This is a genomic window from Rothia sp. HMSC068F09 (genome assembly GCF_001812775.1).
Taxonomy (GTDB): Bacteria; Actinomycetota; Actinomycetes; order Actinomycetales; family Micrococcaceae; genus Rothia; species Rothia mucilaginosa_A.
On sequence record NZ_KV810430.1, the window covers coordinates 413,488 to 436,208 of the forward strand.

A 22,721-nucleotide genomic window follows, 5' to 3' on the forward strand; every position below is an offset into this window, starting at 1 on the left:
GGTGGCGCACTGCGGTGGGCGTAGCGGTGAGTGGGGCTCTCCTCCGAGGCCCTCGCACTAACCACTCGGTCAGTGAGCTTGCGCTTATCTCATATCCATCTTAGGGCATGCTTAGATACAAGGTATGTCTGAACCTTAACAAAAATGCTTCCCCGCCCGCTCACCCGCTGACGGAACAACGGGCGAAACGGTCGGAGAAGCACTCGGACAAGCAGAAACGCTACGCGAAACGTGAATTCGGGCGCGAACCTAGCTCGGTAAAACTAACTCGATAAAACTACCTCAGTGAAACTAATTCACGGGCGCTGCGACAGCCAGCACCTCGTTCAGACCCTCGGTAATCGAGGGGTGGGTGTAAATCTCATCGCGCAACTGCGAAGCGGTAATACCGTGGCGCATCACCAGTGCCACCAGGTTAATGACCTCCATGGACTCCACCACGAGCAGCTGAGCACCCAGAATCTGGTCGCTCTGCGCATCAATCACGAACTTCATGATGCCGCGCGGGTTCTCCAGGGTCTTCGCGCGCGGCATGGCGGCAATTGCGGCAACCGGCTTCGAAGCGACCTTGACCTTGTGGCCAGCCTCGATTGCCTGACGCTCGGTCAGGCCCACGGAGGACAGCGGCGGGTTCATGTAGATGGTTGCGGCAACGGCCTTACGATCCTTGGTGGAGCGGGCACCGTCACCGACCAGCTGAGAGAGCACCACGCGGTAGTCATCCAGGGAGATGTAGGTGAACTGCGGGCCACCGTTCACGTCACCGAGCGCGAAGATGTTCGGCACGGTGCTGCGCAGGTGCTCGTCCACGACGATTGCTCCTCGGTCGGTGGTTTCGATGGAGGTGTTCTCCAGACCCAGGCCCTCGGTGGCGGGCTTGCGGCCGGTCGCGACCATCACGTAGTCCACCTCCAGCTGCTGAGTAGCACCCTCGGAGTCGAGGTAGGTCACGGTCACGGAGTCAGCGCCGTCCTTGAAGGACTGAACGCGCACGCCCGAGTGGACGGTGATGTCCTGGTCGGCAATAATTTCGCGGGCAACCTGGGCGACGTCCTCATCGTAGCGGCCGAAGAGGGCGGGAGCGCCGTCCAGAATGGTCACCTCGGTGCCGTAGGAGGCGAAAATACCGGCGAACTCAACGCCGATGGGGCCGCCACCGATGATGCCCAGGCGCTTGGGGCGCGGGGTGAGCTTCTGCAGCTCGGTGGAGGTAAGCACACGCTCAGATTCGCGGATGCCCTCAATCGGCGGGATGACCGGAACGGCGCCGGTGTTGATGATGAAGTAGTCAGCGGTAATGCGCAGGGTGTCCTCGCCCGCGGTGACCTCAACCTCGGTGTCAGAGATGAAGCGTGCACGGCCGTCAATGAGGGTTGCGGTCTCGTTCGACAGGAGGATCTCGCGGTTCTTGGCGCGCATCGCGCTGGTCAGCTTGTCACGGAAGATGACGGCGGACTCGTAAGCGCTATTTGCGTCCTCGGCGCTGTGCTCACCGCGGGCACGGAACTCGTCGGCGCGGTGCACGAGCGCCTTGGTGGGTACGCATCCGATGTTGATGCAGGTGCCGCCGTACATGCCGGTGGACTGTTCGATGAGGGCAACGTTCTTGCCGGTCTTGGCATATGCGCCGGCGAGAGTCTTGCCGCCCTTACCGAAGCCGATGACGACCATGTCAAAGTGCAGCTGAGCGGGGGTGGTCATAGTGTTCTCCTGTGGAATTCAGATGATGATGTCTTCGCAGGGTTCAACGGGAAGAAATGAGTATTATTCCCGAGCGCCACATTTTTCTTTCAAGACGGCTCTTTCAGAACGACGAACACGCGGGCGTAGACTGAAACTACCCGGCTCCCTGCGAGGAGCCAGCATCTTCAGGAGGATTCCATGAAAACCCACGATATTCTGCGCGACGCCGCCAGCCGCCCCGGCATCGAAGCCGCCGTGGCAGTCAAGGGGCTGTCAGCCGAGGCTTTGAACGCGCATCCGGGCGGTCACCCGAACTCGATTGCGTGGCTACTCTGGCACGCCGGACGGCAAATGGACATGCAGCTTTCCGCTCTGAACGGTCAGCCGCAGGTCTGGGAGACTCAGGGGTTCAGGGAGCGTTTCAACCTAGGCGAGCTCGGCGACACCATGGGTTACGGCCATACCGCCGAGCAGGCACGCTCCATTGTGGTGGAGGATTCCGCGCTTCTGGTGGAGTACCTTGTGGCGACCGGTGAGGCGCTCGCGGCCTACGCGGAGACGCTGAGTGAGGCTGATTTGAGTGAGATTATTGACCGTTCGTGGACTCCGGCGGTGACTCGCGGTGTGCGCCTGGTCAGCATGATCGACGACGCGGCACAGCACGTGGGTCAGGCGGCGTACGCGGCGGGTATTCTCGCGGCGCAGGGCTAGAGGCAAGCGCTACACCCCCGACAATAGACACAAAAAAGCGGTGGCGCCTCGGATTGCATCTCCGAGGCGCCACCGCTCATACGTATAGAAGCCGCTACTGGCGCTGCAGCAGCACCATGACCTCGTAGTGGTCCGTATGCGGGAACATGTCCAGCACACGGCCCTGCACCGGCGCATACGACGGCATACGCTCCAGATCCTTCGCCAAAGTCACCGCATTACAGCTCGAATACACCACACGGTCAATACCCGAACCCTCAATCCACGCGCACAGGCTCTCACCAATACCGCGGCGCGGCGGGTTCACCACCAGCATCTGCGGCACCGCGCCCGAAGACACCGCAAACTCCGGCGCGTCCTGAGCCGAAAAGCTCACACCCTTCAGCCCGTACTCAGCCACCGTACGCTGTGCCGAAGCGACCGCTTCCGCACTAATCTCAATGCCGGTCACCGAGCCACCGTCCATCACCGAGGCGGCGTGCAGGGCAAAACCGCCCACACCGCAGTACAGGTCCCACAGCGAGCGCGGAGCCACCTCACGCACCCACTCGCGGCCCTGCGCGTACATCGCCTCGGCGACCTTCGTGTTCGTCTGGAAGAAGCTCTGCGGGCGCAGGTGCAGGGTCAGGTCGTTCACCTGCATCGGCAGGGTCTGACGCTCCGAAAGAATAATCTCCTCGTCGCCCTCAACGCGCGCCACCGGTTCACGCAGCAGGTTCACCGACAGCACCGCCAGGTTCGGCAACTGCTCCTGAAGCCAGTCCATGTGGCGACGAATCGGCACCAGAAGCTTCTTCGAACGCAGCACGAAACGAACCATCAGCTCACCGGCAGCCGAAGCGTTCACCAGAATATTCTTCAGCTCACCGCGACGATTCGGAATGTCATAAGGGGTCAGGTCCGCGCGCTGAATCAGCTCGTGCAGCACCGGAATAGCCGCCTGAATCGGCTCCATATAGAGCGGGCATTCGCCAAGATCAGTGGACGCGCCCGTACGGTAGTTCACGATGCCGAGGGTCGGGTTCTTCGCCGAACCACCCACCACAAGCTTCGCCTTGTTGCGGAAGCCCGCCTCCGCGCTGGTCACCGGGTCCAGCCACTGCAGCTGCGGGTACGCGGCAAGCAGGGCGCGGGCGTGCTCCTGCTTCGCCTGCACCTGAGCGGTGTAGGCGGTCTCAATGCTGGGGCAGGAGGAGCAGAGGTCTTCACGAAAATAGGCACATTCCATAGGGGAACCATTTTACCGCCTCCACGGCCCAGCACACCGCCGGCCCATGACGCGCGGGTGCTTAGGAACGCGAAGGATCGGATGGCCGAGTCCCCGGGCGACGATTTACTTTCAGCGCCGACCGATACGACCCCACCGAAAGCACAGAGAGCCCCGAAAAGACCGACAGCACGCCAAGAAAGCCCAGGCACGAGGCAACGGCCCCGGCAGAAAAGACAGAGCCGATGGATCCAATCGAGAATACCGAGCCAATCGAAAACGCCGAGTTCACGGAGCCAATACTGCAGAACGAGTTCACCGACCCGATGCTCAGAATCGAGCCCCGCGATCCGATGCTCTTCACGCTCCGAGTGGTGCGGGCCGGGGCATGCGAGAGATGAGAGGAAGACGTGGTGTGAGAGCTCATCTTCTCAGCATATCGCTTGCCCCTTCCCCACCTCGCAACGCCTCTTTGAGTTACCGCCCAAACGGCACAGAAAAAGCGGGGGCGGCCACCCTTCATGGGTAGCCGCCCCCGCCTCATACGGATGCGTGTACCTGCGCCGGTTTGAGTACCAGCGCTAGGTCGCCACCGTGTCACGCTTCGCGTGCCACGGATTCCATAACTTTTTGCCCCATCGGGGACAAAAAGTTATTACATCATTCCTCCCATGGCGTCCGCACCGGGAGTAGCCGCACCAGCGGGCTCCGGCTTGTTCGCAACAACAGCCTCGGTGGTCAGGAACAGACCGGCAATCGACGCAGCGTTCTGCAGAGCCGAACGGGTCACCTTCACCGGGTCAGCAATACCGGCAGCCATCAGGTCCTCGTACTCACCGGTTGCGGCGTTCAGGCCGGTACCTGCGGGCAGGGAGCGAACGCGGTCAACCACAACGCCCGGCTCCAGGCCAGCGTTAGCGGCAATCTGCTTCAGCGGTGCGTCAATAGCCACGCGCACAATGTTCGCGCCGGTCGCCTCGTCACCGGTCAGCTCCAGCTTGTCGAAGACCTTCACGCCAGCCTGAATCAGAGCAACGCCACCACCGGGGACGATACCCTCCTCAACAGCAGCCTTAGCGTTACGCACAGCATCCTCGATGCGGTGCTTGCGCTCCTTCAGCTCAACCTCGGTTGCGGCACCAGCCTTCAGCACAGCAACACCACCGGCGAGCTTAGCCAGGCGCTCCTGCAGCTTCTCACGGTCGTAGTCGGAGTCAGAGTTAGCGATCTCTGCGCGAATCTGAGCCACGCGACCCTCGATAGCTGCTGCGTCGCCTGCACCCTCGATGATGGTGGTCTCGTCCTTGGTCACAACGACCTTGCGAGCGGAACCGAGCATGTCCAGGGTTGCTGCGTCCAGGGACAGGCCAACCTCTTCGGTAATGACCTGGCCACCGGTCAGGATAGCGATATCAGCCATCTGAGCCTTACGGCGGTCACCGAAGCCCGGAGCCTTCACAGCAACAGACTTGATGGAGCCGCGCATCTTGTTCAGCACCAGCAGAGCCAGAGCCTCACCCTCAACGTCCTCAGCAACAATCAGCAGCGGCTTGCCGGACTGCATGACCTTCTCCAGGACGGGGACGAGGTCCTTAACGTTCGAAATCTTCTGGTTCACAACCAGGATGTAGGGGTCCTCCAGGACGGCTTCCTGACGCTCCGGGTCGGTCACGAAGTAACCGGATAGGAAGCCCTTGTCGAAGCGCATACCCTCGGTCAGCTCCAGGTGCAGGCCGAAAGTGTTGGAGTCCTCAACGGTGATGACGCCTTCCTTGCCGACCTTCTCCATTGCCTCAGCAATGAGCTTGCCGATCTCAGCGTCGCCAGCGGAAATCGATGCGGTTGCGGCGATCTCTTCCTCGGTCTCAACTTCCTTAGCGGAGGAGAGCAGAGCCTCGGTCACAGCCTCAACAGCCTTCTCGATGCCGCGCTTGAGGCTCAGCGGATCAGCGCCAGCAGCCACGTTGCGCAGGCCCTCGCGGACCAGTGCCTGAGCCAGAACGGTAGCGGTGGTGGTACCGTCACCGGCGATGTCGTCAGTCTTCTTGGCAACTTCCTTGACGAGCTCCGCACCAATCTTCTCGTACGGATCCTCCAGCTCGATTTCCTTCGCGATCGAGACACCGTCGTTGGTGATGGTGGGGGCGCCCCACGCCTTCTCCAGCACAACGTTGCGGCCACGGGGGCCGAGGGTCACCTTCACTGCATCGGCGAGGGTGTTCAGACCGCGCTCCAGGCCGCGGCGTGCCTCTTCGTCAAAAGCAATGAGCTTTGCCATAAGTGTCCTCCTGAACGATAGGATTTTCTCCCGCATCCCACTGGGATGCGGTACGTCTAAAATTGGGGCCCGGGCCTGGCGCGTGTAACTCACGCGCGCGTTATACAGGGCGCCCAAATGCTACAACAATTGTGGCACCCGTACCGGCAGGGGGCAAACGTTTAAGCCCAAGGTTGAAGGGTTAATCGCCCAGTGCTTAATCTGCGCTCATCCAACCCGCCGTCGGGGGCCTCAACGCCCTCTCGACGGGGGACGTTAAAGCATCAACCCCACCCGTACCTCATTGGAATTGCACGAGTGGGGTCGCTGAAAGTTTGTCATGCCGAGGCGGTTGAGGCGGGAGCCTAGCCGGTGTAATCGGAGGCCAGAACCACAATCACCTCGTGGTTGCCCATCGGCACGGCGGAGGTCGCCTGGCGCACCTGGGAAATGTCCAGGGCCGCGGCGATGCTCTGCGCCTGTGCCTGGTAGCCCTCCGCGTAGTACACCACGCTGGTCGCCGGGGCCGCACCGGTGTAGTTGGCGGTCTCGTTGACGGTGTAATTGCTCAGCAGAGCCGCCGCGCTCGAGGCGCTACCGGCCGGGGCGGACGCGTTAAACACGCCCACCGAAATGCTGTCCACCAGGCCCGTCTTCGAGGGGCTGGCCGAGGCCGTCGCGGATGCAGAGGCCGAAGCGGAGGTGGCGGATGCCGAGGAACGGGCCGAAGCAGAGCTCGACGCGGACTTCTGCGCCGAGTACTCGGGCGAAGCCGTACGCGGGGCGTAAATGTACATGGCGGCGCCCACCAGCAGGCCGACCACGCCGGCGGCAACCAGCGGAATAGCACCCTTCGGGCTCTTTGCGGGATCGGCGTTGACCGCGCGGTAGGTTCCGCGGCGCGCGGTCTTCTCGTCCACCTCATCAAACTCGTCGCGGGGATAGCTCATGGTCTCCTCAATTCACGGGTACTTCATCGCGGTGGTCCGCGCAGTGCTTCTTCGAGGTAGCGCGGCGGATGACTCGGCGCTCCCTGTACCTAGAGTACCGTCTCGGGCCGGCGGGACCAACGCGGGCACGCACCGCAAAGCGTCACGCCAGGATTGACTAGTCGGCGTCACGACGGGCGCGCAGCGCATCCACGAGTCGCGGAGCCGCCGCGCGCACGCGCTCATCGTCCAGCATGACGTTCAGCATCTGGTAGTAGGCAATCGGGGTGAATCCGAGGGCTTTAATGGCCTTCTCTTTGGAACCCTGATGCTTGAATTCTCGGCGTTCCAGGGCCAGGATGCGCCGCTCGAGCGGGTTCAGCCCGTCGTTCAGCTCATCCGATTGAGTCTCAGCACGGACGGGGGTCTCGGCCGAGGTTTCAGCCGGGCTTTCGGTCTTTCCCGGGGTTTTGTTCTCCGAAGTTTTGTTCTCCGGGGTTTCGGACTGCACGGCTTCGGCGTGTTCCTGCTCCGGCATATTCCCTCCTCATTCTGTCTGCGGCGTACCATCGCGGCCGACATTGCCGCCGCGAGTATTCGTCTTCCCTTAGTCTAGAGGAGAGCCTCAGTCTAGAGGAGAAGCAAACGTCGCGCGCCCGGCACCGAAACCAGCCGGGCCGCCCCAGCCCGAGGAGTACGCTTGAACCAGCCCCTGAACACCATCATGAGCGAGGACTGGGCCGCGGCCCTCGCCCCGGTCGAAGAGCAGATTCACGCCATGGGGGATTTCCTGCGCGCCGAGCACGCCGCCGGCTACCGAACCTTCCCGCCGTCCGGCGATATCTTCAACGCTTTCCGCCGCCCGATGAGCGAGGTTAAGGTTCTTATCATCGGGCAGGACCCCTACCCCACCCCCGGTAATGCCATGGGCCTGTCCTTCTCGGTGCATCGCGGCATGCCCGTGCCCCGCTCGCTCACCAATATCTATAAGGAACTGCAGGACGACCTGGGCATCGCTCCCGCCGAACACGGCGACCTGTCCTGCTGGGCTGATGAAGGCGTCATGCTCCTGAACAGGGTGCTTTCCGTGCGCGAGTCCGATGCCGGTTCGCACCGCGGCAAGGGCTGGGAAGAGATTACCGAGTGCGCTATCCGTGCCCTGGTGGCGCGCAATCAGCCGCTCGTGGGTCTGCTCTGGGGTGCGGATGCACGCAAGTGCGCGCCCATGCTGAAGCCGTACCCGAGCGTGGAGTCGGCGCATCCCTCGCCCCTTTCGGCGCGACGGGGTTTCTTCGGTTCCCGCCCCTTCTCCACAGTGAATTCCCTGCTCGTGCAGCAGGGGGCCGAGCCGGTGGACTGGACCGTGCGCTAGAGCCTTCAAAGATAGCGTGGCGGCCCATGAACTGAGGTTCACGGGCCGCCACGCATATTCTATATTGGCTATATAATCCCGTCAGGCATGTTAAGCCGGGGTGGATTCCGCATCCGCTGCTTCGGGAGCCACAGCGTCCAAAGGTTCAACGTTACGCGGCTTCGTGAAACGCTGCAACAGATACTGCATCGTGTAATTACCGAGCGCCACACCCGAGGCCATCGCCACCGCAATCGAGGCCGCCGTAATCATGTTCTGCATGCCCAGAATCACGTCGGTCTCAACCGTCAGCAGGTACATGCCGCGGAAGAACGACAGACCCGGCAGCAGGAACGTAATCGCGGGAATCGAAAAGATGGCCTGCGGCACGTGCAATCGGTACGCAAAATACGTACTCAACGCGCCAATCACAACCGCCGCACACGCCGTCGGACCGCGACCCGTGCTCGGACCGGCCAGAATGTCATAGCTGTAATAAGCCGCCAGACCACAGGTGGTGATGAGCATCAGCCACCCAACCTTCACCAGCTTCGTCTGCAGGGTAATCGCGAAGGTCGCCGTCGCAATCAGGAAGAAAAACGACGCAACGAGCGGGGTCGTCGGTTGGAAGCGCAGCTGCTCAATATCCAGGGTCGGGCCATTGAAAATATTAATAGCACTCACAGCCGTCGCGATGCCGACCACCAGGCCCAAGAAGCTCATGCCCGTCGACACGAAGCGGCCCGCGGCCGTCACCGGGAAACCGTTAATCGCGTCCTGCACGGCACCCACCAGGCGGGGGGTTGGCAAAAACATAATCATGCCCGCTGCAACCACCAGGGGTGCCGAAATCGGTTCCCCCGGACGCTGCAGAATCGAACCATCGCCACCCAGCCAAATCGCCAGGAAGGTCATCAGGCCCGCGCTGGCTGCCATGCGGAAGAACGCCGGGATACCGATTGAGCTTAGCCACTGAATCAGCAAGTACACCGGAATAAAGATGATGGCCGCGCTCAGAGCCGTGGAGAAGCTCGCACCCAGCGCCGCGGTCAGCGTCGCGGCGCAGGCCAGGTTAGCCAGCCACACGACCAGCGGCGGGAAGGGCTTGGGTCGGTGCGTAATCTGGCTCAGCTTTAGGTCGGCAATCTCAAGGGTCATGCCGCCTCGCGTAATTTTGTAAATCAGGCCGTACACCTCGGAGAGCGCCTCGTAGTTCTCCGTGGAGGAACGCACCACGCGCACAAGCGTGTGGGTAAAGCGCTCGTCCGCGTTCGCGTTGCGCTTGGCAATGCGGGACTCCATGTAGATATCCGGGTCCGAGGTGTAGTTGATGGTCACCGACTGGTTCGTAATGTCAACGTCCACCGAGTCCAGCCCGTACGCGGAAGAGACCGCGATGATGGCCGAGTCCACGTCCATAGCGTCGGCACCGTAGTGGAACATCGCCTCCGCCAAACGCAGGGTGAAGTTCAGGGTATCGCGGGCGTATTCCTTCTCGCGACGGAAGGCCTCACGGCGCTCGTGCTCCTGAGTACGAATGGTCGGCACGAACTGCCGCTGGGCGATGCGAGCGGCACCGCGCGGTGCGCCGGGAGCCGCCTCCTCGGTACGCACAAAAGAACGTAGGTGGCGCGTACCCCAGCGACCGCCGGTACCGCGGCCTCGCGCTCCTCGTACGTTCCGGCCCACGAGGGGCACGGCGGTCGTCGCCACCGAGAAGGGGCCGGTCTTGGGCACCGCGGCAGAGGCCGTATCGAGGCCGTAACGCTGCGCGGCCTGGGAGTTCGGAACCTGAGGAATCATGCCGGTCATGGGAACCGGCTGGGAGGGGCGCGTCAGAGCCGCCTCAGTCACCACGTTGCTGGCAGTCACGGGATGCGCTTCGTCGCGGTATGCGTCCAGTTCATCCTCGGGGGTGAGGGACGGGTCAATGAGGGTACGGGCACCGTGGTCGAGCTCGGCAGGCTCCTCCTGCGGGGCGGATACCTCGTCCGGGACGGTAGAAATACCAACCTGCGCGGCTACGTCGTGCAGAACATCGCTCACGGCGTGCGCCTGCACGGTCCCCGTCTCTTCGGAGGTGTTCTGCTGCGCCAGGACGCGGCGCAGGCGCTCGTCAGCAACCTGATCGAGGGAGACCAGGGGAAACCCGCCCTTGCCTGCGACGTAACCCGCTGTGACCGCGGGGACGGCCTCTTCCGAGGCGCTATTCCGGGTGTTATCCGGCTCTCCCGGCTGAGCCTGCGCCTCGCCTGCATGCGACGCGTTCCGCGCTCCGGCTCGTACCTCCGAAGGCGCGGGAGTATTCCTCGAATCTGCCAATGTCCCCTCCCGTTTAGACAGTGCCCCTATAGTCTAACAAGGGAGCGACGCGAGGGGTACACCCTCGTGAGCAGGTCCCGAAATCAAATTCTCCACCCCTCCGCCCGGCCCGTTTTCTTCGGCTGTTCGCGGTCTGCCTCCCCTCGGTGAAGAACGCGGGCAACAAAATATCCCGCCACCTCAGTGACGGGATATTTACGCATTGTGTGCTCGTTTCCGCACCCGTGGGCGACGGAATACGGCAACCCGGCCGGGGCCGAGGTTAATTACTCAGCGTCGTGGTCGGTCTCGAGGATCTTAACCAGCGAGTCCAGAGCCTCTTCAGCACCCTCACCCTCAGCACGCAGAACGACAACATCGCCGTGCTTTGCGCCCAGGGACATCAGGGACAGGATGGATGCTGCATCCATAGCCTCATCGGCGGGCTCGCCCTTAGCTGCGATGGTGACCTCGACGGGGAGGTCGCCAGCTGCCTCAGCGAAAATTGCTGCCGGACGTGCGTGCAGGCCGACACGGCTTGCGATAGTGGCTTCGCGCTCTGCCATTATGTTTCTCCTTTGATTCAGGAACCGAAATAATCTCGGAACCTATTCTAGATGAACGGGGCGCGTTAGGACCCGCCCTTACCCTATAAATTGTACCGGTTAGCCCTGCGCTAACAAACATAAAAATGCCGGGTGCAGAAATAATCTCTGCACCCGGCATTGTAGGTGTGTCGGCTCATGGGCCGAGCGGTTCAGCGACCATCCGACGGTGAGGAAGCCGCGAACCCTAGCGACTCTTGATTAGAGGCCCAGCTCGTCCAGAATCGGCAGAGCCTTGCGTGCGCTCTCCTTCGCCTCGGCAGAGGAAATCTGCTGCAGGGCGATAGCGGCAATCTGCTGTGCCTTCTCCTTGGTGACGGACTTCAGCACGGCGGCCACGGCGGGGATAGCGCCGGCGTTCATGGACAGGGTATCAACGCCCAGACCAATCAGAACAACAGCCAGAGCCGGGTCGGCTGCGGCCTCACCACAGACGCTCACGTACTTCTTCTTGCCGGCGGTGACCGATGCACGCTGAGCACCCTCAACGGTCATCTTGATCATCTTCAGCACTGCGGGCTGCCAGGGGTTGTTCAGGTGAGCCAGATCGCCCAGCAGGCGGTCAGCCGCCATGGTGTACTGGGTCAGGTCGTTGGTACCGATGGACACGAAGTCCACCTCGCCCAGGATTGCCTCGGCGTTCATCACGGCTGCGGGGGTCTCAACCATCACACCGTGAACGGGCAGGCCAATCTCCTTGAGCATGTTCGCGAAGTTACGTGCCTCGGAGGTGGTCGAAATCATCGGGGCCATAACCCAAATGTCGGCGTCGGAATCCTCCGAAGCGGCCTTGATAGCCTGCAGCTGGCGGGTCAGAACGCCCGGCACGGTCCAGTCGGTACGGAAACCGCGGACACCCAGTGCGGGGTTCTCCTCGGGGTTCACGTTCAGGAACGGCAGGGGCTTGTCAGCGCCGGCGTCCAGGGTACGAACCACGATGTGCTTGCCGGGGAATGCGTCAAACACGGACTTGTAGGTCTTAGCCTGAGTCTCGATGGAGGGCTCAGCGTCGTGGCCCAGGAAGCCGAACTCGGTGCGGAGCAGGCCAACACCCTCGGCCTTCAGGCTTGCAGCCTTTTCAGCGGACTTGCCGTCACCAACGTTTGCGTACAGCTCAACGCGGGTGCCGTCAGCCAGCACGCCCTTGCCGTCGAAGTCGGCGACGGGCTTGCGGTTTGCGTACTTAATGGCTGCCTCGCGGTCAGCATCGGTGGGTTCGGTGTCAACGATGCCCTCGTTGGAGTCCACGTACACGACGGTGCCGTCGGCAATATCGGTCACGCCCTTGGCCGCCACAATAGCGGGCAGGCCCAGGCCGCGAGCCAGAATAGCGGTGTGCGCCTGGGGACCACCGTCAGAGGTAATCAGGGCGATAACCTTCTCGGGGTCCAGGGTTGCGGTGTCGGCCGGTGCCAGGTCGATAGCGGCCAGGATGAACGGCTCGTCAGAAACGGGAATACCGGGGGCCTGCTGGCCGGTCAGCTCGGCAACGATGCGGGCACGAACGTCGTGGATGTCGGTCACGCGCTCAGCCATGTAGCCGCCCAGGGCAGCCATCTGGTCAGCGAAGGAGGTTGCTGCCTCCCAAATAGCACGCTCGGGGGCCATCTCCTGGGTCTCGACCAGCTTGATAGCGCTCTTGATGAGTGCACGGTCGGTAGCCATCTGGGAGGTGGACTTCAGCACGGCCTTGCCGTCGCGGCTGGCGTGCTCGGCACGAGCGAGCAGGTCTTCCTTAACGCGGACCGAAGCGTCCTTGATGCGCTGTGCGGCTGCCTCGGCGGTCTCACTGCTCAGACGCAGGCCGTCCTTGGGCTCTTCAATGGGCTTGGGCATCTGAAGAACCGGGCCAATCACGCGACCGGCGTAGACGCCGACGCCCTTGTAGGTAGTCATGGGATTCATATCCTATCTGTGGGTTCTCTACAGTGTAACGCGTTCTATTCGCGCTGTCCTCTGTAGTTGCGAGTCAATCAGAAGATGAGGTCTACGGTTTAGGCGGATGCCTTGGAACGGGCACCCATGGACTTCAGCACAACGTACACCAGAGCCGATAGCACGGTACCGGCCAGCACGGCCACGAAGAACATCAGCGGGTTCTGCGCCAGACCAATAATCCAGATACCGCCGTGCGGTGCCGGAGAGGCCACGTGAGCGCTCATCGAGATGGCACCGGCGAGGGCACCACCCACAATGGTCGAGGGGATGACACGGGCGGGATCAGCCGAGGCGAAGGGAATAGCACCCTCGGAGATGAAGGATGCACCCAGCAGCCAGGCGGCCTTGCCGTTCTCGCGCTCGGTCTCACTGAAGAGCTTGGGGCGCAGGGTGGTGGCCAGGGCCATGGCCAGCGGCGGAACCATACCCGAGATGATGACGGCGGCCATGATTTCCTGGTTCACGGTCGCACCCGAGGACAGACCGGCGGTTGCGAAGAGGTAAGCAGCCTTGTTGATGGGGCCGCCCAGATCGGAGGCCATCATGGCACCCAGGATCAGGCCCAGCAGCAGAGCGGAACCGCCGGACATCGAGGTCAGCCAAACCTGCAGGGTGGTCATAACCCAAGCCAGGGGCGCACCGAGCAGCAGGTACATTGCCAGGCCGGTCACCAGCGAAGTCACGAGCGGAGTGATGACCACGGGCATCATGGAACCCAACCAGCGGGGTAGCTTCAGGGTGCCCAGAGCGTACGCAATCAGACCGGCGAGGATACCGCCGACGATACCGCCGAGGAAGCCGGAGTTCACGGCCAGAGCCACGGAACCGGCGATGAAGCCCGGTGCGATACCGGGACGCTGGGCCAGACCGTACGCAATGTACGCGGCTAGGGCCGGAACCATCAGGCTCAGACCAAAGCCACCGATGGTCTGCAGCACGGCACCCAGGTACAGGGTCCAGTGCACGTCACCCAGGTTGAACAGGGTTGCCGAACCCAGAATTGCCTTGGTGTCCACGTCGCCAAGGTTCGGCATGGTGATGGCCTCGAAGACGAAGCCGAGGGCCACCAGAATACCGCCGGCGGCGACGAACGGAATCATGTAGGAGATACCGGTCATCACGGCCTTGTAGATGCGCGAGCCCCAGGCACCCTCGGAGGCGCCGGCGCTGTCATCGGAGGTGGATGCGGCGGCGGCCACGCGGGCACCGTTCGGGTTCTCGGCCTCGGCCAAGGCCTCAGCGATCATTTCCTTCGGCTCGTCGATACCGCGCTTAACGGGTGACTCCACGAAGGGCTTACCGGCGAAGCGGTTGCGGTCACGAACGTTCACGGACACGGCAAAAATCACGGCGTCGGCGGCGTCAATATCGGCCTGGCTCAGGGTTTCGTTGCCCGAGGAGCCCTGGGTCTCAACCTTCAGGTCGTAGCCGAGTTCCTCGGCGGCGTACTTGAGGGCGTCGGCGGCCATGTAGGTGTGGGCGATACCGGTGGGGCACGCGGTCACCGCGACAATCTTCTTCACGGCCGACGCGCTTTCAGAAGCCTTCGGGGCTTCCTTCTCGGCAGCGGCGGGGGCAGCCTCGGCGGGCTTAGCCTCCGCCTTCTTCTCGCCCACGCCCAGCGCACCGTTCACCAGGTCCACGACCTCATCGGCGGACGAAGCCTCACGCAGGGCGGCGGTGAAGCTCTTCTTCATGAGGGAGCGTGCCAGGGTCGACAGCAGCTTCAGGTGGGCCTGGTCGGCACCGTCGGGTGCAGCGATGAAGAAAATCAGGTCGGCGGGGCCGTCCTTAGCGCCGAACGAAACGGCTGGGTTGGGGCGTGCCATGGCCAGGGTCGGCTCGGTGACGGCGGCGCTGCGGCAGTGCGGGATGGCAATGCCGCCGGGGATGCCGGTGTCGGTCTTGGACTCGCGAGCCTCGGCAGCCGCGTAGAGCTGCTCGAAGTCGGTCGCACGGCCGGCCTTGACGACAGCTTCGGCAAGCTTGGCGATGACGTCGAATCGGGTGTCGCCGAGATTCTCGTCCAGTAGGACGAGATCCGCGGTGATCAGATCGGACATGTTCTCTCCTCGGATTGGAGTGGAGGCGGGATGCTCCGGCGGGAACGTCCTCCTCCTGTGTTTTAAGTGTGTGCAGAGCCCCGGGTAAATATTCTCAAATTAGAATATTTACGTCGGTGGCGCTTCGCCCCTCGTCAGAGCTGAATCTGACGGACAGTAACCTTCTCGGGGGTGGTCTGCTCCAGCGAGGGCATACGGGTACCGGGCAGGGCCGCCGCGGCAGAACCGTGGGCCACCGCCTGAACCAGGCAACCGGGCGCATCCGCGCCGCGAGTGTGCGCAATCAAGAAGCCCGAGAGCGAAGAGTCACCGGCACCCACCGTGCTACGCACCTGAATCGGCTCGTGCACGGCGTGCCAGATACCTTCCTCGGTCACGAGCACCGCGCCGCCGCCACCCAGGGTGGCCAACACGTACTCGATGCCGTCGCCAAGCAGCTTCTGAGCGGTGCGGGCAGTCAGCTCGGGGCTGGCCTCAAGCTCCTCCCAATTATCACCACCGGTCAGCTGGGCCAGCTCCTCGGAGTTGGGCTTAATCAGCGTGGGCTTGTGCGCACCCGCAACGGTCGCAATCAGCGGCGCTTCGGAGGTATCAATCGCAATCTTGCCCTCGTAACCGGAGGCGCGTAGGGCCGCCACCAGCTCGGAATAGTAGGTGGGCTCCAGACCCGGCGGAAGAGAGCCGGCCAGGACCACCCATTCGGCACCCTTGGAACGCTCAATCACCAGGGCGTCCAGCTTCTCGCGCAGCTGCGCATCAAAGTGGGTGCCGGGAGCGTTCAGCTTGGTGGTGGTGCCATCGGGGTCCACCACGGTGATATTCGAGCGAATCGGCTCACCGGTCGGCAGGTTCGCAAACTCGACATCCACCGCAGACAGAGCGGTCAGCACCGGGTCGGTGGACTCGCCGGGCACAATAGCCACGGTCGGAACACCGGAAACCTGCAGCGCGCGAGAAATATTCACGCCCTTGCCGCCCGGATCCTGCACGGCACCGACGGCACGCTGCACGGCGCCGTGGGCCAGGGGCGCGCCGAGCTCAATCGTGCGGTCCAGGCTGGGGTTAGCGGTCAGGGTAATAATCATTAGGCAATCACAATCTCAACATTGGCGGCCTCGAGCGCCTGGCGAAGGGCGCCCTCGGGCTCGCGATCGGTAATGAGGGTGTCAATATCCTCAAATCCAGCGAAGCGAACCAGGGACTCCTGGCCAAACTTCGCGGAGTCACAGAGCAGGACCACACGACGGGCGGACTTGCAGATTGCAGTCTTAACGATTGCCTCGTTCATGCCGGGGGTGGAGATACCAAAGTGCGCCTCGATGCCGTTGGCACCGATAAACGCAATATCGGGGCGCATCGTGCCGAAGTGCTCGGCCGCGCGGGCGCCGACGGCGGCCCAGGTCATCTTGCGCAGCTGACCGCCCACCAGCTCGAGGGTTACACCCTCGGCCTCGGCGAGCTTAACGGCAATATGCAGGGCGTGGGTGATGATGATGCGGTCGTTGCCGGTCTTGAGGCTGAAATTCTCGGCGCCGATGTGGTCGGCGAGAATCTCGATGGTGGAACCCGCGTCCAGCACGATGGAACCCGACTCAGAATCGCGTAGCATCTGGTACGCCTTGGTGGCGATGCGGCGCTTCTCCGGGGTGTTCATGCCCTGGCGGGAGGAAATAGACGATTCCAGGGAGGTGGACTGCTCGATGGTCACCGCGCCACCGTGGACGCGGCGAAGCTTGCCGGCCTCTTCCAGGGCAGCAAGGTCACGGCGCACGGTCTCCATGGTCACATCGTATCGGCGCGCAAGGTCTGCGCCGTTCACGCGGCGTGCGGAGGCAACGAGCTTTGCAATTTCGGCACGGCGTTCTTCTGCGAACATAAATTCGGTGTTCTTTCGGTAGTGGGTAGGAAATCTGTGCGTATCTATGGTGTGTTCTCAGTGCGGGTACGTTCCCGCGGGAAGCAAACGCAGTGCGCCCCAGAACATCCATTATCATACTTGATTTTATGTGGGTTTTTGTGGGTAGGTCAATATAAACCACCGTATTCACCGGAATATTACCCTGTGTTCCCTACAGAAACCACACCCTTTACCACCCCGTGTGAGTGATTATGTCTGTTTGACTCGATGATGCGTTGGGTTTTGTTCCGCGGGCCACACATAATGCGGCCCACACATAACGCGGCCCACACGCATCGACCGCCAGTGTCCACCGGTCGGGCGGCGGGCCGGTCCCTACGCCCGGCGCTCCCGGCGTTTGCGGAGCACCCGGTGCACCCAGAAAGCGCAGGCCGCTCCCAGCAGGGCACCCGTACCGTTCATGAGCACATCCACGAAATCCCCCGTGCGGTTAGGCATGAAGCTTTGAATTGTCTCGATGCACGCGCTCACCACGAACCCGGCGTACAGCACATGGCGTCGCGCAGACGGTCCCAGGAGCAGGGCGAAGAGGAAGCCTCCAGGCACAAACATGATGACGTTTGAGAGCTGCTCGATGCTGGAGTAGGTCACAAACTCGGGTAGCCAGCCGGCGGCGTGGCCCGCATCCAGCAGGGATGCGAGGCGGCCACCCATCTCATTGTCGTCCACGTGGACGGGGGCGAACACGATGCTCGCCACGACCAGGCAGTACAGTGCGGTAAGGGCCCAGAGGGCGCCGCGGAGCACGCGCATCCCCCGGGAGAGGGGACGCGCCGAGGACTCAGCTGCCCCCTCGGGTGCAACGGATGCCCCCTGCGCCGAACGCTCAAGGACTTTGCCCGCGGGGCGCGCGCTACCAGACAATGCGACCCACCTCGTCGGTGTATCGCGAGGAGTCCCACGCGAAGAGGCCGGGGACGTCCACCACCAGCGGCTCGGCGTTCGGCACGGTCACGGTCCACTCCTCACCCGCGGCGGCGGAGAGGGCGCGGCGAATCAGGCTGCCGTGGCTGACGGCGATAATCTTCTGTTCTCCGCCTCGCTCCGCGTAGTCCCGCACAATCTGGCGCAGCACGCGTACCGCGCGAATGTACACGTCGCGTTCGGATTCCACGTTCGGGTAGTAGCGCTCGGGGGCGCGGCGTTCGGGGGCGGGAATGTCCAGGCCCTCGCCGTCACCGTAGGCGCGCTCGACCAGCTCGGGGTAGGTCTTGTCCACCTGCAGGTCGAAGTGCTCGCCGACCAGCTGCGCGGTCTCGTGGGCACGGGACAGCGGCGAAGACACCAGCACCGTAAAGTCCAGGCCCATCTCCGCCAGCTTCTTGCCGGTGGTGTGTGCCTGCTCGCGACCGGTGTCGTTGAGCGGAATGTCCGTGACGCCCTGCATGAGGTTCACCTTGTTCCAGTCGGTCTGGCCGTGACGAATCAGGGTGAGGGAGGTGTTCTCGGCGCCGGCGGGCAGGGGCTCAGGTCCCAGGTCGGGTTCGTTCTGACGCACGAGCAGGCGGTCGATGGTGCTGTCCAGGTACTGCAGGGGCACCTCGGTCAGGGAGGCGTTGACGGGAATCGGGTAGAAACCCTCCTCGGTGAGGCAGTCGGGGCGCTCCCCCAGCAGGGCGTTCATCATCAGCGCGATGAACATGCCGTGGGTTGCCACCAGCACGGTCTTGCCGTCGTACTCGCGGCGCACGCGGTTCAGGGCCGCCAGGCCGCGGGCGACGAATTCCTCCGTGGGTTCCACGCCGTACTCCTCACCGGATTCGCGGGAGGCGAGCACCAGCTCGCGAGTGGCGATTTGCCCCTCCAGCTCGCCGAAGGAGCGCTCCTGGAATCCGGCCACGGCACCCCGGTAGGGCACGTTCAGGCCTTCGGCCACAATCTCGGCGCTTTCGGCCGCGCGGCTCAGGGGCGAGGAGAGCACCAGGTCGACGACGGTGCCTTCGTCACGGGCCTGCTTCAGCGCGTCGATGGCGGTGCGCACCTGGTCGCGGCCGGTGTCGTTGAGGGGAATGTCGGTGCCGCCCTGGAAACGGTGGTCGATGTTCCAATCGGTCTGCCCGTGGCGCATAAGAATGATGCGGGTTCCGTGCGGTTCGGGCGCGACGGGGGTGATGATGGGGGTGTTCTGTGCGTCGGTCATCCTTCTAGTATCCCACTCGTCTCCGCGAGTTCAAGGGGTCGAAGCCACACCGCCGGCACGCCGCCCGCGGTGCCGGCCTCATACCGGAGGATGAGGAGAATAGCTCCCTCCAGCGCCGCGTCGGCCCTTTTCTCAGCGTATTCCCATATTTTTCAGCCCTCAGATGGAGGGCCGAGCCGCCGAGAAGCTGAGATGATAGACGGGTACTTCCGTTAGTTCATATCCGATGAAGGTTGCTATGACGCAGAATCCTCAACCCCAGAACCCGCAGTTCCAGGCTCCCACGTCCCAGAACCCGTACTCGATGACCCCTCCGCAGGCGGCGCAGCCTGCGGGCCAGTACTCCACCCAGCCGGGTCAGCCGAGCCAGGCGGGGTATTATCAGGGCCAGCCGGGTTACCCCGCTCAGGCACCCCAGATGCCCCAGCAGATGCAGCAGGCGCCCTTCGCGCCCGGTGCGATTATTTCTGCCCGCAACCTGCACAAGTCCTACGGCAATAACCCGGTTCTACGTAACGTGAGCCTCGATATCTACCCCGGCGAATCCGTGGCGATTATGGGTCCTTCCGGTTCCGGTAAGACCACCCTGCTGCACGCGCTCTCGGGCATTATTAAGCTCGATGCCGGTTCCGTGCTGTTCAACTCCCCCACCGGTCAGGTGGCGGTCGAGTCTCTCAGCGAGCGCGAGCGCACCTCCCTGCGCGCTAGCTCTTTTGGTTTCGTGTTCCAGCAGGGTCTGCTGGTTCCCGAGCTGACCGCGGAGGAGAACGTCTCCCTCGCCGCGATGATTGCGGGTATTCCCCGCCAGCAGGCGCGCGCCATTTCTGCTGACCTGCTGAACCGCCTGGGTCTGGGCCAGATGCTGGACCGCCGCATGGGTGAGATGTCCGGTGGTCAGGCCCAGCGCGTGGCTATTGCCCGTTCGCAGGTGAACGGCGCCCCCGTGACCTTCGCGGATGAGCCGACCGGTGCGCTGGATTCGAAGACCGCGCGCGAGGTGATGGCGCTGTTGCTGACCATGATTCCGCAGCAGGGTAAGACTCTGCTGGTGGTTACCCACGATCCGAACGTGGCTGCCGCGTGCTCCCGCGTGGTGTACCTGCAGGACGGTCAGATCGTGAGCGATCAGCGCAATAGCCAGGGCGGCGTACCCGCGCAGAACGGCACCCAGAACCCTGACGCTCAGTCTCAGGCAGGTGCATAATGCAAATCTATGCTCTGCTCGCCAAGCGAACCCTATGGAGTTCGCAGGCGATTCTTCCCGTGCTGGCTTTTGCGGCCTCATCGGCGCTGTTTTTGACGGTTGCCGGTGGTGTTCAGGCGCTGAGCACCTGGCTTGAGCACGCCGCCAACGTTGACCACGAACTGGTGAACCTGATGGGCATTCAGAAGCTCTACATGGGTTTGGCGTGGGTTGCCGCCCTGGTGCTGGTTGTTCCGCTCTTTACCCTGGGCGCCTCGGCGGCTCGTTTGAGTGCCCGCCGCCGAGACGAGCGCCTTGCGTCCCTGCGTCTGATTGGTGCCTCTACGACCCTGATTGTGGGTCTGTCGGTGGCGGATGCGCTGGTGTACTCCTTCGTGGGTTTCATTATTGGCCTGTTGCTCTACCTGGTGCTGATTTTCCCGTTCGGTGCCATGCACTTCATGAACGTTCCGCTGGGTGCTCAGAATATGCTCCTGCCGGTGAGCATGATTTTCTACTGCTTCCTGGGGTGTATGGCCCTGGCGGCTCTGAGCTCGCTCTTCGGTCTGGCGAAGGTCAGCATCAGCCCGCTGGGTGTGCGTACCCGCGCGAAGGCTGGTTCTGCCGGTTACATTGCCCTGGGTATCGGTGTTGTTCTGGTGATTGCCGTGATGGTTCTGGCGTCGACCTCTACGGGCTTCAAGATGTTCTCGCCCTTCCAGGACGGCGGTGCCGATAGCGCTATTAAGAACCTGGCGATCTTCATTGCTCTGCCGGGTTTGCTGATGATGGTTGCTATCGACCTGATTGGTACCTTCCTGGTGTGGGCGTACGCGAAGATTCGTGTACGCATGACCCAGAAGGCGTCGGTTCTGCTGGGTTACCGTGCTGTGCTGGAGTCTCCGCGCGGTGCGTGGCGTCAGGTTTCGGGTGTGGCTCTGTCGACCTTCCTGGTGACTTTCTTCGGCCCCATCCTGATTCTGGCGGGTGAGATGAGCAAAGACGCGAAGGAAGCCGGTCCCGCCGCCGGCCCCTTCATGACCATCATGCAGGATATGTTCCAGGGCATGCTGCTCATGTTGTTCTTCTCGTACCTGCTGGTCACCCTCTCCGCAGTACTGAACCAGAGCGCCGCCATTTACGAGCGCGGTTCGCTGTATTCTTCGCTGAATATGATGGGTACCCCCACGAGGCTGCTGCAGGCTTCGCGCCTGACCGTGGTCTTCGGCCCGCTGGTACTCATCAGCGTGGTCTCTGCGCTACTGGGTCTGCCGCTGACCGCTTTGATTGCGGCTCAGGGCCTTCCCGGTGAGGTTCTGGCGAAGATGTTCGGTCTGACCTTCGGCGCTATTGCGCTGGGTCTGGTGCTGGTCTACGCGGGCTTGCTGGCGACCATTCCGTTTATGCGTCAGGTGACCCATAAGCCGGTATCCGCTCTCTAGACTGTTCGGTTCCTACCCTCCCGTTGCGTTCTCCGGACGCGGCGGGAGGGTTTCTTGATGTGCGCGCTTGTACTGCGTTCTTTTGTGTCCCGACCCGGCTTGTACCCTGCATGTTTTCTCAGGCGCCGGGCTGGCGCTTCCTTCACCGATGGCCCTGTGAGAGACTGGCATTATGTTTGAACACACCGTACCCTCCGATTGGTTCCCCCGCTGCGCAATCTTCGACTGCGACGGCATCCTCCTCGACTCCGAGACCGTCTGGAACGATGTGCAGCGTGAGCTTTTCGCCCGCTGGTCTGTTCCCTTCACCGAGGAGGTGGAGCACCGCCTCACCGGCCTGGCGGCAGCCGACGTCGCCGAGGAGCTTGCTCTGCTCTCCTACGAGGCGCAGAACGGTCAGAAGCCGGACACCGCCTCCGCAGAATACGCCGAGCACCACGAGCGCGTGATGAAGGACCTGCTCACCACCGAGCACGAGGTCATCAGCTCCGGCGTGGACCTGATTGAGGGTGCGCAGGAGTTCCTGGGCTTCCTGAGCGAGCACATGCCCGTTGCGGTGGCGTCGAACTCCACCGCAAAGATTCTGACCCTGAAAATGGAAAGCTACGGCTACGCTCCCCTGGTACGCACCTGGGTCAGCAGCGAGGACGTTCCCAACGGTAAGCCCGCCCCGGACATGTACCTGGAGGCGGCGCGCCGCCTCGGCTTTGAAGGTCACGAAGCGCTGGCGTTCGAGGACTCCCCCGCCGGTGCTCAGGCGGCACGCGACGCCGGCACGAAGGTCATGATTTACACTCCCGCCGGTACCGACCCCGCGAAGGCCCCCGAGGGCTACGGGCGCTTTGACTCCTTCCGCGACCCGCAGCTGTGGGAGGCGGCCCGCGCCTGGGTTGCCAAGCTTCAGGCGGCACAGCAGTCTGAGGCGGCGCAGAGCTAAGCAATTAGCGTCCCCTCCCCCGATGCGAAGAAAGACCCCCGGCCCGCTCGTCAAGA

General features: G+C 62.9%; 18 protein-coding genes. 5 read left to right on the forward strand and 13 right to left on the reverse strand.

What is annotated here, in order from left to right; all coding sequences use genetic code 11:
• Positions 1-291: 291 nt before the first annotated feature.
• Positions 292-1,701, reverse strand: a complete 1,410-nt coding sequence (locus HMPREF2874_RS08535; RefSeq protein WP_070649958.1) for an FAD-dependent oxidoreductase — start codon at positions 1,699-1,701, stop codon at positions 292-294.
• 180 nt (positions 1,702-1,881) lie between these two features.
• Between HMPREF2874_RS08535 and HMPREF2874_RS08540 the strand changes: the two genes are divergently transcribed.
• Entirely contained in the window at positions 1,882-2,394 is a 513-nt protein-coding gene (locus HMPREF2874_RS08540) for a mycothiol transferase (protein ID WP_070649959.1), read from the forward strand.
• 94 nt (positions 2,395-2,488) lie between these two features.
• Here the strand turns inward: HMPREF2874_RS08540 and rlmC are convergent, their stop codons facing one another.
• The 4 genes from rlmC to HMPREF2874_RS08560 all read right to left on the reverse strand — a co-directional run bounded on the left by rlmC (position 2,489) and on the right by HMPREF2874_RS08560 (position 7,325).
• Entirely contained in the window at positions 2,489-3,622 is a 1,134-nt protein-coding gene (gene rlmC / locus HMPREF2874_RS08545) for a 23S rRNA (uracil(747)-C(5))-methyltransferase RlmC (RefSeq protein WP_070649960.1), read from the reverse strand.
• A 634-nt stretch (positions 3,623-4,256) separates the two neighbouring features.
• Positions 4,257-5,879 carry a chaperonin GroEL gene (gene groL, locus HMPREF2874_RS08550; protein WP_070649961.1) on the reverse strand — a complete coding sequence of 541 codons (1,623 nt, stop codon included), beginning with the start codon at positions 5,877-5,879 and terminating at the stop codon, positions 4,257-4,259.
• A gap of 344 nt (positions 5,880-6,223) precedes the next feature.
• On the reverse strand, positions 6,224-6,808 hold the full coding sequence (locus HMPREF2874_RS08555) for a LytR C-terminal domain-containing protein (RefSeq protein ID WP_070649962.1): 585 nt from the start codon (positions 6,806-6,808) through the stop codon (positions 6,224-6,226).
• Positions 6,809-6,965: 157 nt separating this feature from the next.
• On the reverse strand, positions 6,966-7,325 hold the full coding sequence (locus HMPREF2874_RS08560; protein ID WP_070649963.1) for a DUF3263 domain-containing protein: 360 nt from the start codon (positions 7,323-7,325) through the stop codon (positions 6,966-6,968).
• A 162-nt stretch (positions 7,326-7,487) separates the two neighbouring features.
• Between HMPREF2874_RS08560 and HMPREF2874_RS08565 the strand changes: the two genes are divergently transcribed.
• On the forward strand, positions 7,488-8,159 hold the full coding sequence (locus HMPREF2874_RS08565) for a uracil-DNA glycosylase (RefSeq protein ID WP_065423968.1): 672 nt from the start codon (positions 7,488-7,490) through the stop codon (positions 8,157-8,159).
• Between the two features lie 90 nt (positions 8,160-8,249).
• Here the strand turns inward: HMPREF2874_RS08565 and HMPREF2874_RS08570 are convergent, their stop codons facing one another.
• The 8 genes from HMPREF2874_RS08570 to HMPREF2874_RS08605 all read right to left on the reverse strand — a co-directional run bounded on the left by HMPREF2874_RS08570 (position 8,250) and on the right by HMPREF2874_RS08605 (position 19,103).
• Positions 8,250-10,460, reverse strand: a complete 2,211-nt coding sequence (locus tag HMPREF2874_RS08570; protein ID WP_070649964.1) for a threonine/serine exporter family protein — start codon at positions 10,458-10,460, stop codon at positions 8,250-8,252.
• Between the two features lie 266 nt (positions 10,461-10,726).
• Positions 10,727-11,005 carry an HPr family phosphocarrier protein gene (locus tag HMPREF2874_RS08575; RefSeq protein ID WP_005504506.1) on the reverse strand — a complete coding sequence of 93 codons (279 nt, stop codon included), beginning with the start codon at positions 11,003-11,005 and terminating at the stop codon, positions 10,727-10,729.
• Between the two features lie 240 nt (positions 11,006-11,245).
• Positions 11,246-12,940 carry a phosphoenolpyruvate--protein phosphotransferase gene (gene ptsP / locus HMPREF2874_RS08580; RefSeq protein ID WP_049345860.1) on the reverse strand — a complete coding sequence of 565 codons (1,695 nt, stop codon included), beginning with the start codon at positions 12,938-12,940 and terminating at the stop codon, positions 11,246-11,248.
• A gap of 98 nt (positions 12,941-13,038) precedes the next feature.
• Entirely contained in the window at positions 13,039-15,045 is a 2,007-nt protein-coding gene (locus tag HMPREF2874_RS08585; RefSeq protein ID WP_070649965.1) for a PTS fructose transporter subunit IIABC, read from the reverse strand.
• Positions 15,046-15,179: 134 nt separating this feature from the next.
• Positions 15,180-16,130, reverse strand: coding sequence for a 1-phosphofructokinase family hexose kinase (locus tag HMPREF2874_RS08590; protein ID WP_070649966.1), 951 nt, complete (start codon positions 16,128-16,130; stop codon positions 15,180-15,182).
• Complete coding sequence (locus HMPREF2874_RS08595; RefSeq protein ID WP_070649967.1) at positions 16,130-16,921, reverse strand: DeoR/GlpR family DNA-binding transcription regulator; 792 nt, start codon at positions 16,919-16,921, stop codon at positions 16,130-16,132. Before HMPREF2874_RS08595 ends, HMPREF2874_RS08590 begins: the two co-directional genes overlap by 1 nt.
• A gap of 357 nt (positions 16,922-17,278) precedes the next feature.
• Positions 17,279-17,827: a VanZ family protein gene (locus tag HMPREF2874_RS08600; RefSeq protein WP_246823803.1), complete on the reverse strand. Its 549-nt coding sequence runs from the start codon at positions 17,825-17,827 to the stop codon at positions 17,279-17,281.
• Complete coding sequence (locus HMPREF2874_RS08605; protein WP_070649968.1) at positions 17,817-19,103, reverse strand: histidine phosphatase family protein; 1,287 nt, start codon at positions 19,101-19,103, stop codon at positions 17,817-17,819. The genes HMPREF2874_RS08600 and HMPREF2874_RS08605 overlap by 11 nt, the downstream gene beginning before the upstream one ends.
• A gap of 238 nt (positions 19,104-19,341) precedes the next feature.
• Between HMPREF2874_RS08605 and HMPREF2874_RS08610 the strand changes: the two genes are divergently transcribed.
• The 3 genes from HMPREF2874_RS08610 to HMPREF2874_RS08620 all read left to right on the forward strand — a co-directional run bounded on the left by HMPREF2874_RS08610 (position 19,342) and on the right by HMPREF2874_RS08620 (position 22,665).
• Positions 19,342-20,307, forward strand: a complete 966-nt coding sequence (locus HMPREF2874_RS08610) for an ABC transporter ATP-binding protein (RefSeq protein ID WP_049331495.1) — start codon at positions 19,342-19,344, stop codon at positions 20,305-20,307.
• The gene (locus tag HMPREF2874_RS08615; protein ID WP_070649969.1) at positions 20,307-21,728 is read left to right on the forward strand and encodes an FtsX-like permease family protein; all 1,422 of its coding nucleotides are present in this window, start codon (positions 20,307-20,309) and stop codon (positions 21,726-21,728) included. Before HMPREF2874_RS08610 ends, HMPREF2874_RS08615 begins: the two co-directional genes overlap by 1 nt.
• A gap of 172 nt (positions 21,729-21,900) precedes the next feature.
• Positions 21,901-22,665 (forward strand): HAD family hydrolase, encoded by a 765-nt coding sequence (locus HMPREF2874_RS08620; RefSeq protein WP_070649970.1) that lies wholly within the window; start codon positions 21,901-21,903, stop codon positions 22,663-22,665.
• Positions 22,666-22,721 lie beyond the last annotated feature (56 nt).

What these genes read in the sequence shown, in the direction of transcription:
- HMPREF2874_RS08535 (WP_070649958.1), bottom strand. Translation starts at nt 1,701, where the DNA reads ATGACCACCCCCGCTCAGCTGCACTTTGACATGGTCGTCATCGGCTTC.
- HMPREF2874_RS08540 (WP_070649959.1), top strand. Translation starts at nt 1,882, where the DNA reads ATGAAAACCCACGATATTCTGCGCGACGCCGCCAGCCGCCCCGGCATC.
- rlmC (WP_070649960.1), bottom strand. Translation starts at nt 3,622, where the DNA reads ATGGAATGTGCCTATTTTCGTGAAGACCTCTGCTCCTCCTGCCCCAGC.
- groL (WP_070649961.1), bottom strand. Translation starts at nt 5,879, where the DNA reads ATGGCAAAGCTCATTGCTTTTGACGAAGAGGCACGCCGCGGCCTGGAG.
- HMPREF2874_RS08555 (WP_070649962.1), bottom strand. Translation starts at nt 6,808, where the DNA reads ATGAGCTATCCCCGCGACGAGTTTGATGAGGTGGACGAGAAGACCGCG.
- HMPREF2874_RS08560 (WP_070649963.1), bottom strand. Translation starts at nt 7,325, where the DNA reads ATGCCGGAGCAGGAACACGCCGAAGCCGTGCAGTCCGAAACCCCGGAG.
- HMPREF2874_RS08575 (WP_005504506.1), bottom strand. Translation starts at nt 11,005, where the DNA reads ATGGCAGAGCGCGAAGCCACTATCGCAAGCCGTGTCGGCCTGCACGCA.
- ptsP (WP_049345860.1), bottom strand. Translation starts at nt 12,940, where the DNA reads ATGACTACCTACAAGGGCGTCGGCGTCTACGCCGGTCGCGTGATTGGC.
- HMPREF2874_RS08585 (WP_070649965.1), bottom strand. Translation starts at nt 15,045, where the DNA reads ATGTCCGATCTGATCACCGCGGATCTCGTCCTACTGGACGAGAATCTC.
- HMPREF2874_RS08590 (WP_070649966.1), bottom strand. Translation starts at nt 16,130, where the DNA reads ATGATTATTACCCTGACCGCTAACCCCAGCCTGGACCGCACGATTGAG.
- HMPREF2874_RS08595 (WP_070649967.1), bottom strand. Translation starts at nt 16,921, where the DNA reads ATGTTCGCAGAAGAACGCCGTGCCGAAATTGCAAAGCTCGTTGCCTCC.
- HMPREF2874_RS08605 (WP_070649968.1), bottom strand. Translation starts at nt 19,103, where the DNA reads ATGACCGACGCACAGAACACCCCCATCATCACCCCCGTCGCGCCCGAA.
- HMPREF2874_RS08610 (WP_049331495.1), top strand. Translation starts at nt 19,342, where the DNA reads ATGACGCAGAATCCTCAACCCCAGAACCCGCAGTTCCAGGCTCCCACG.
- HMPREF2874_RS08615 (WP_070649969.1), top strand. Translation starts at nt 20,307, where the DNA reads ATGCAAATCTATGCTCTGCTCGCCAAGCGAACCCTATGGAGTTCGCAG.
- HMPREF2874_RS08620 (WP_070649970.1), top strand. Translation starts at nt 21,901, where the DNA reads ATGTTTGAACACACCGTACCCTCCGATTGGTTCCCCCGCTGCGCAATC.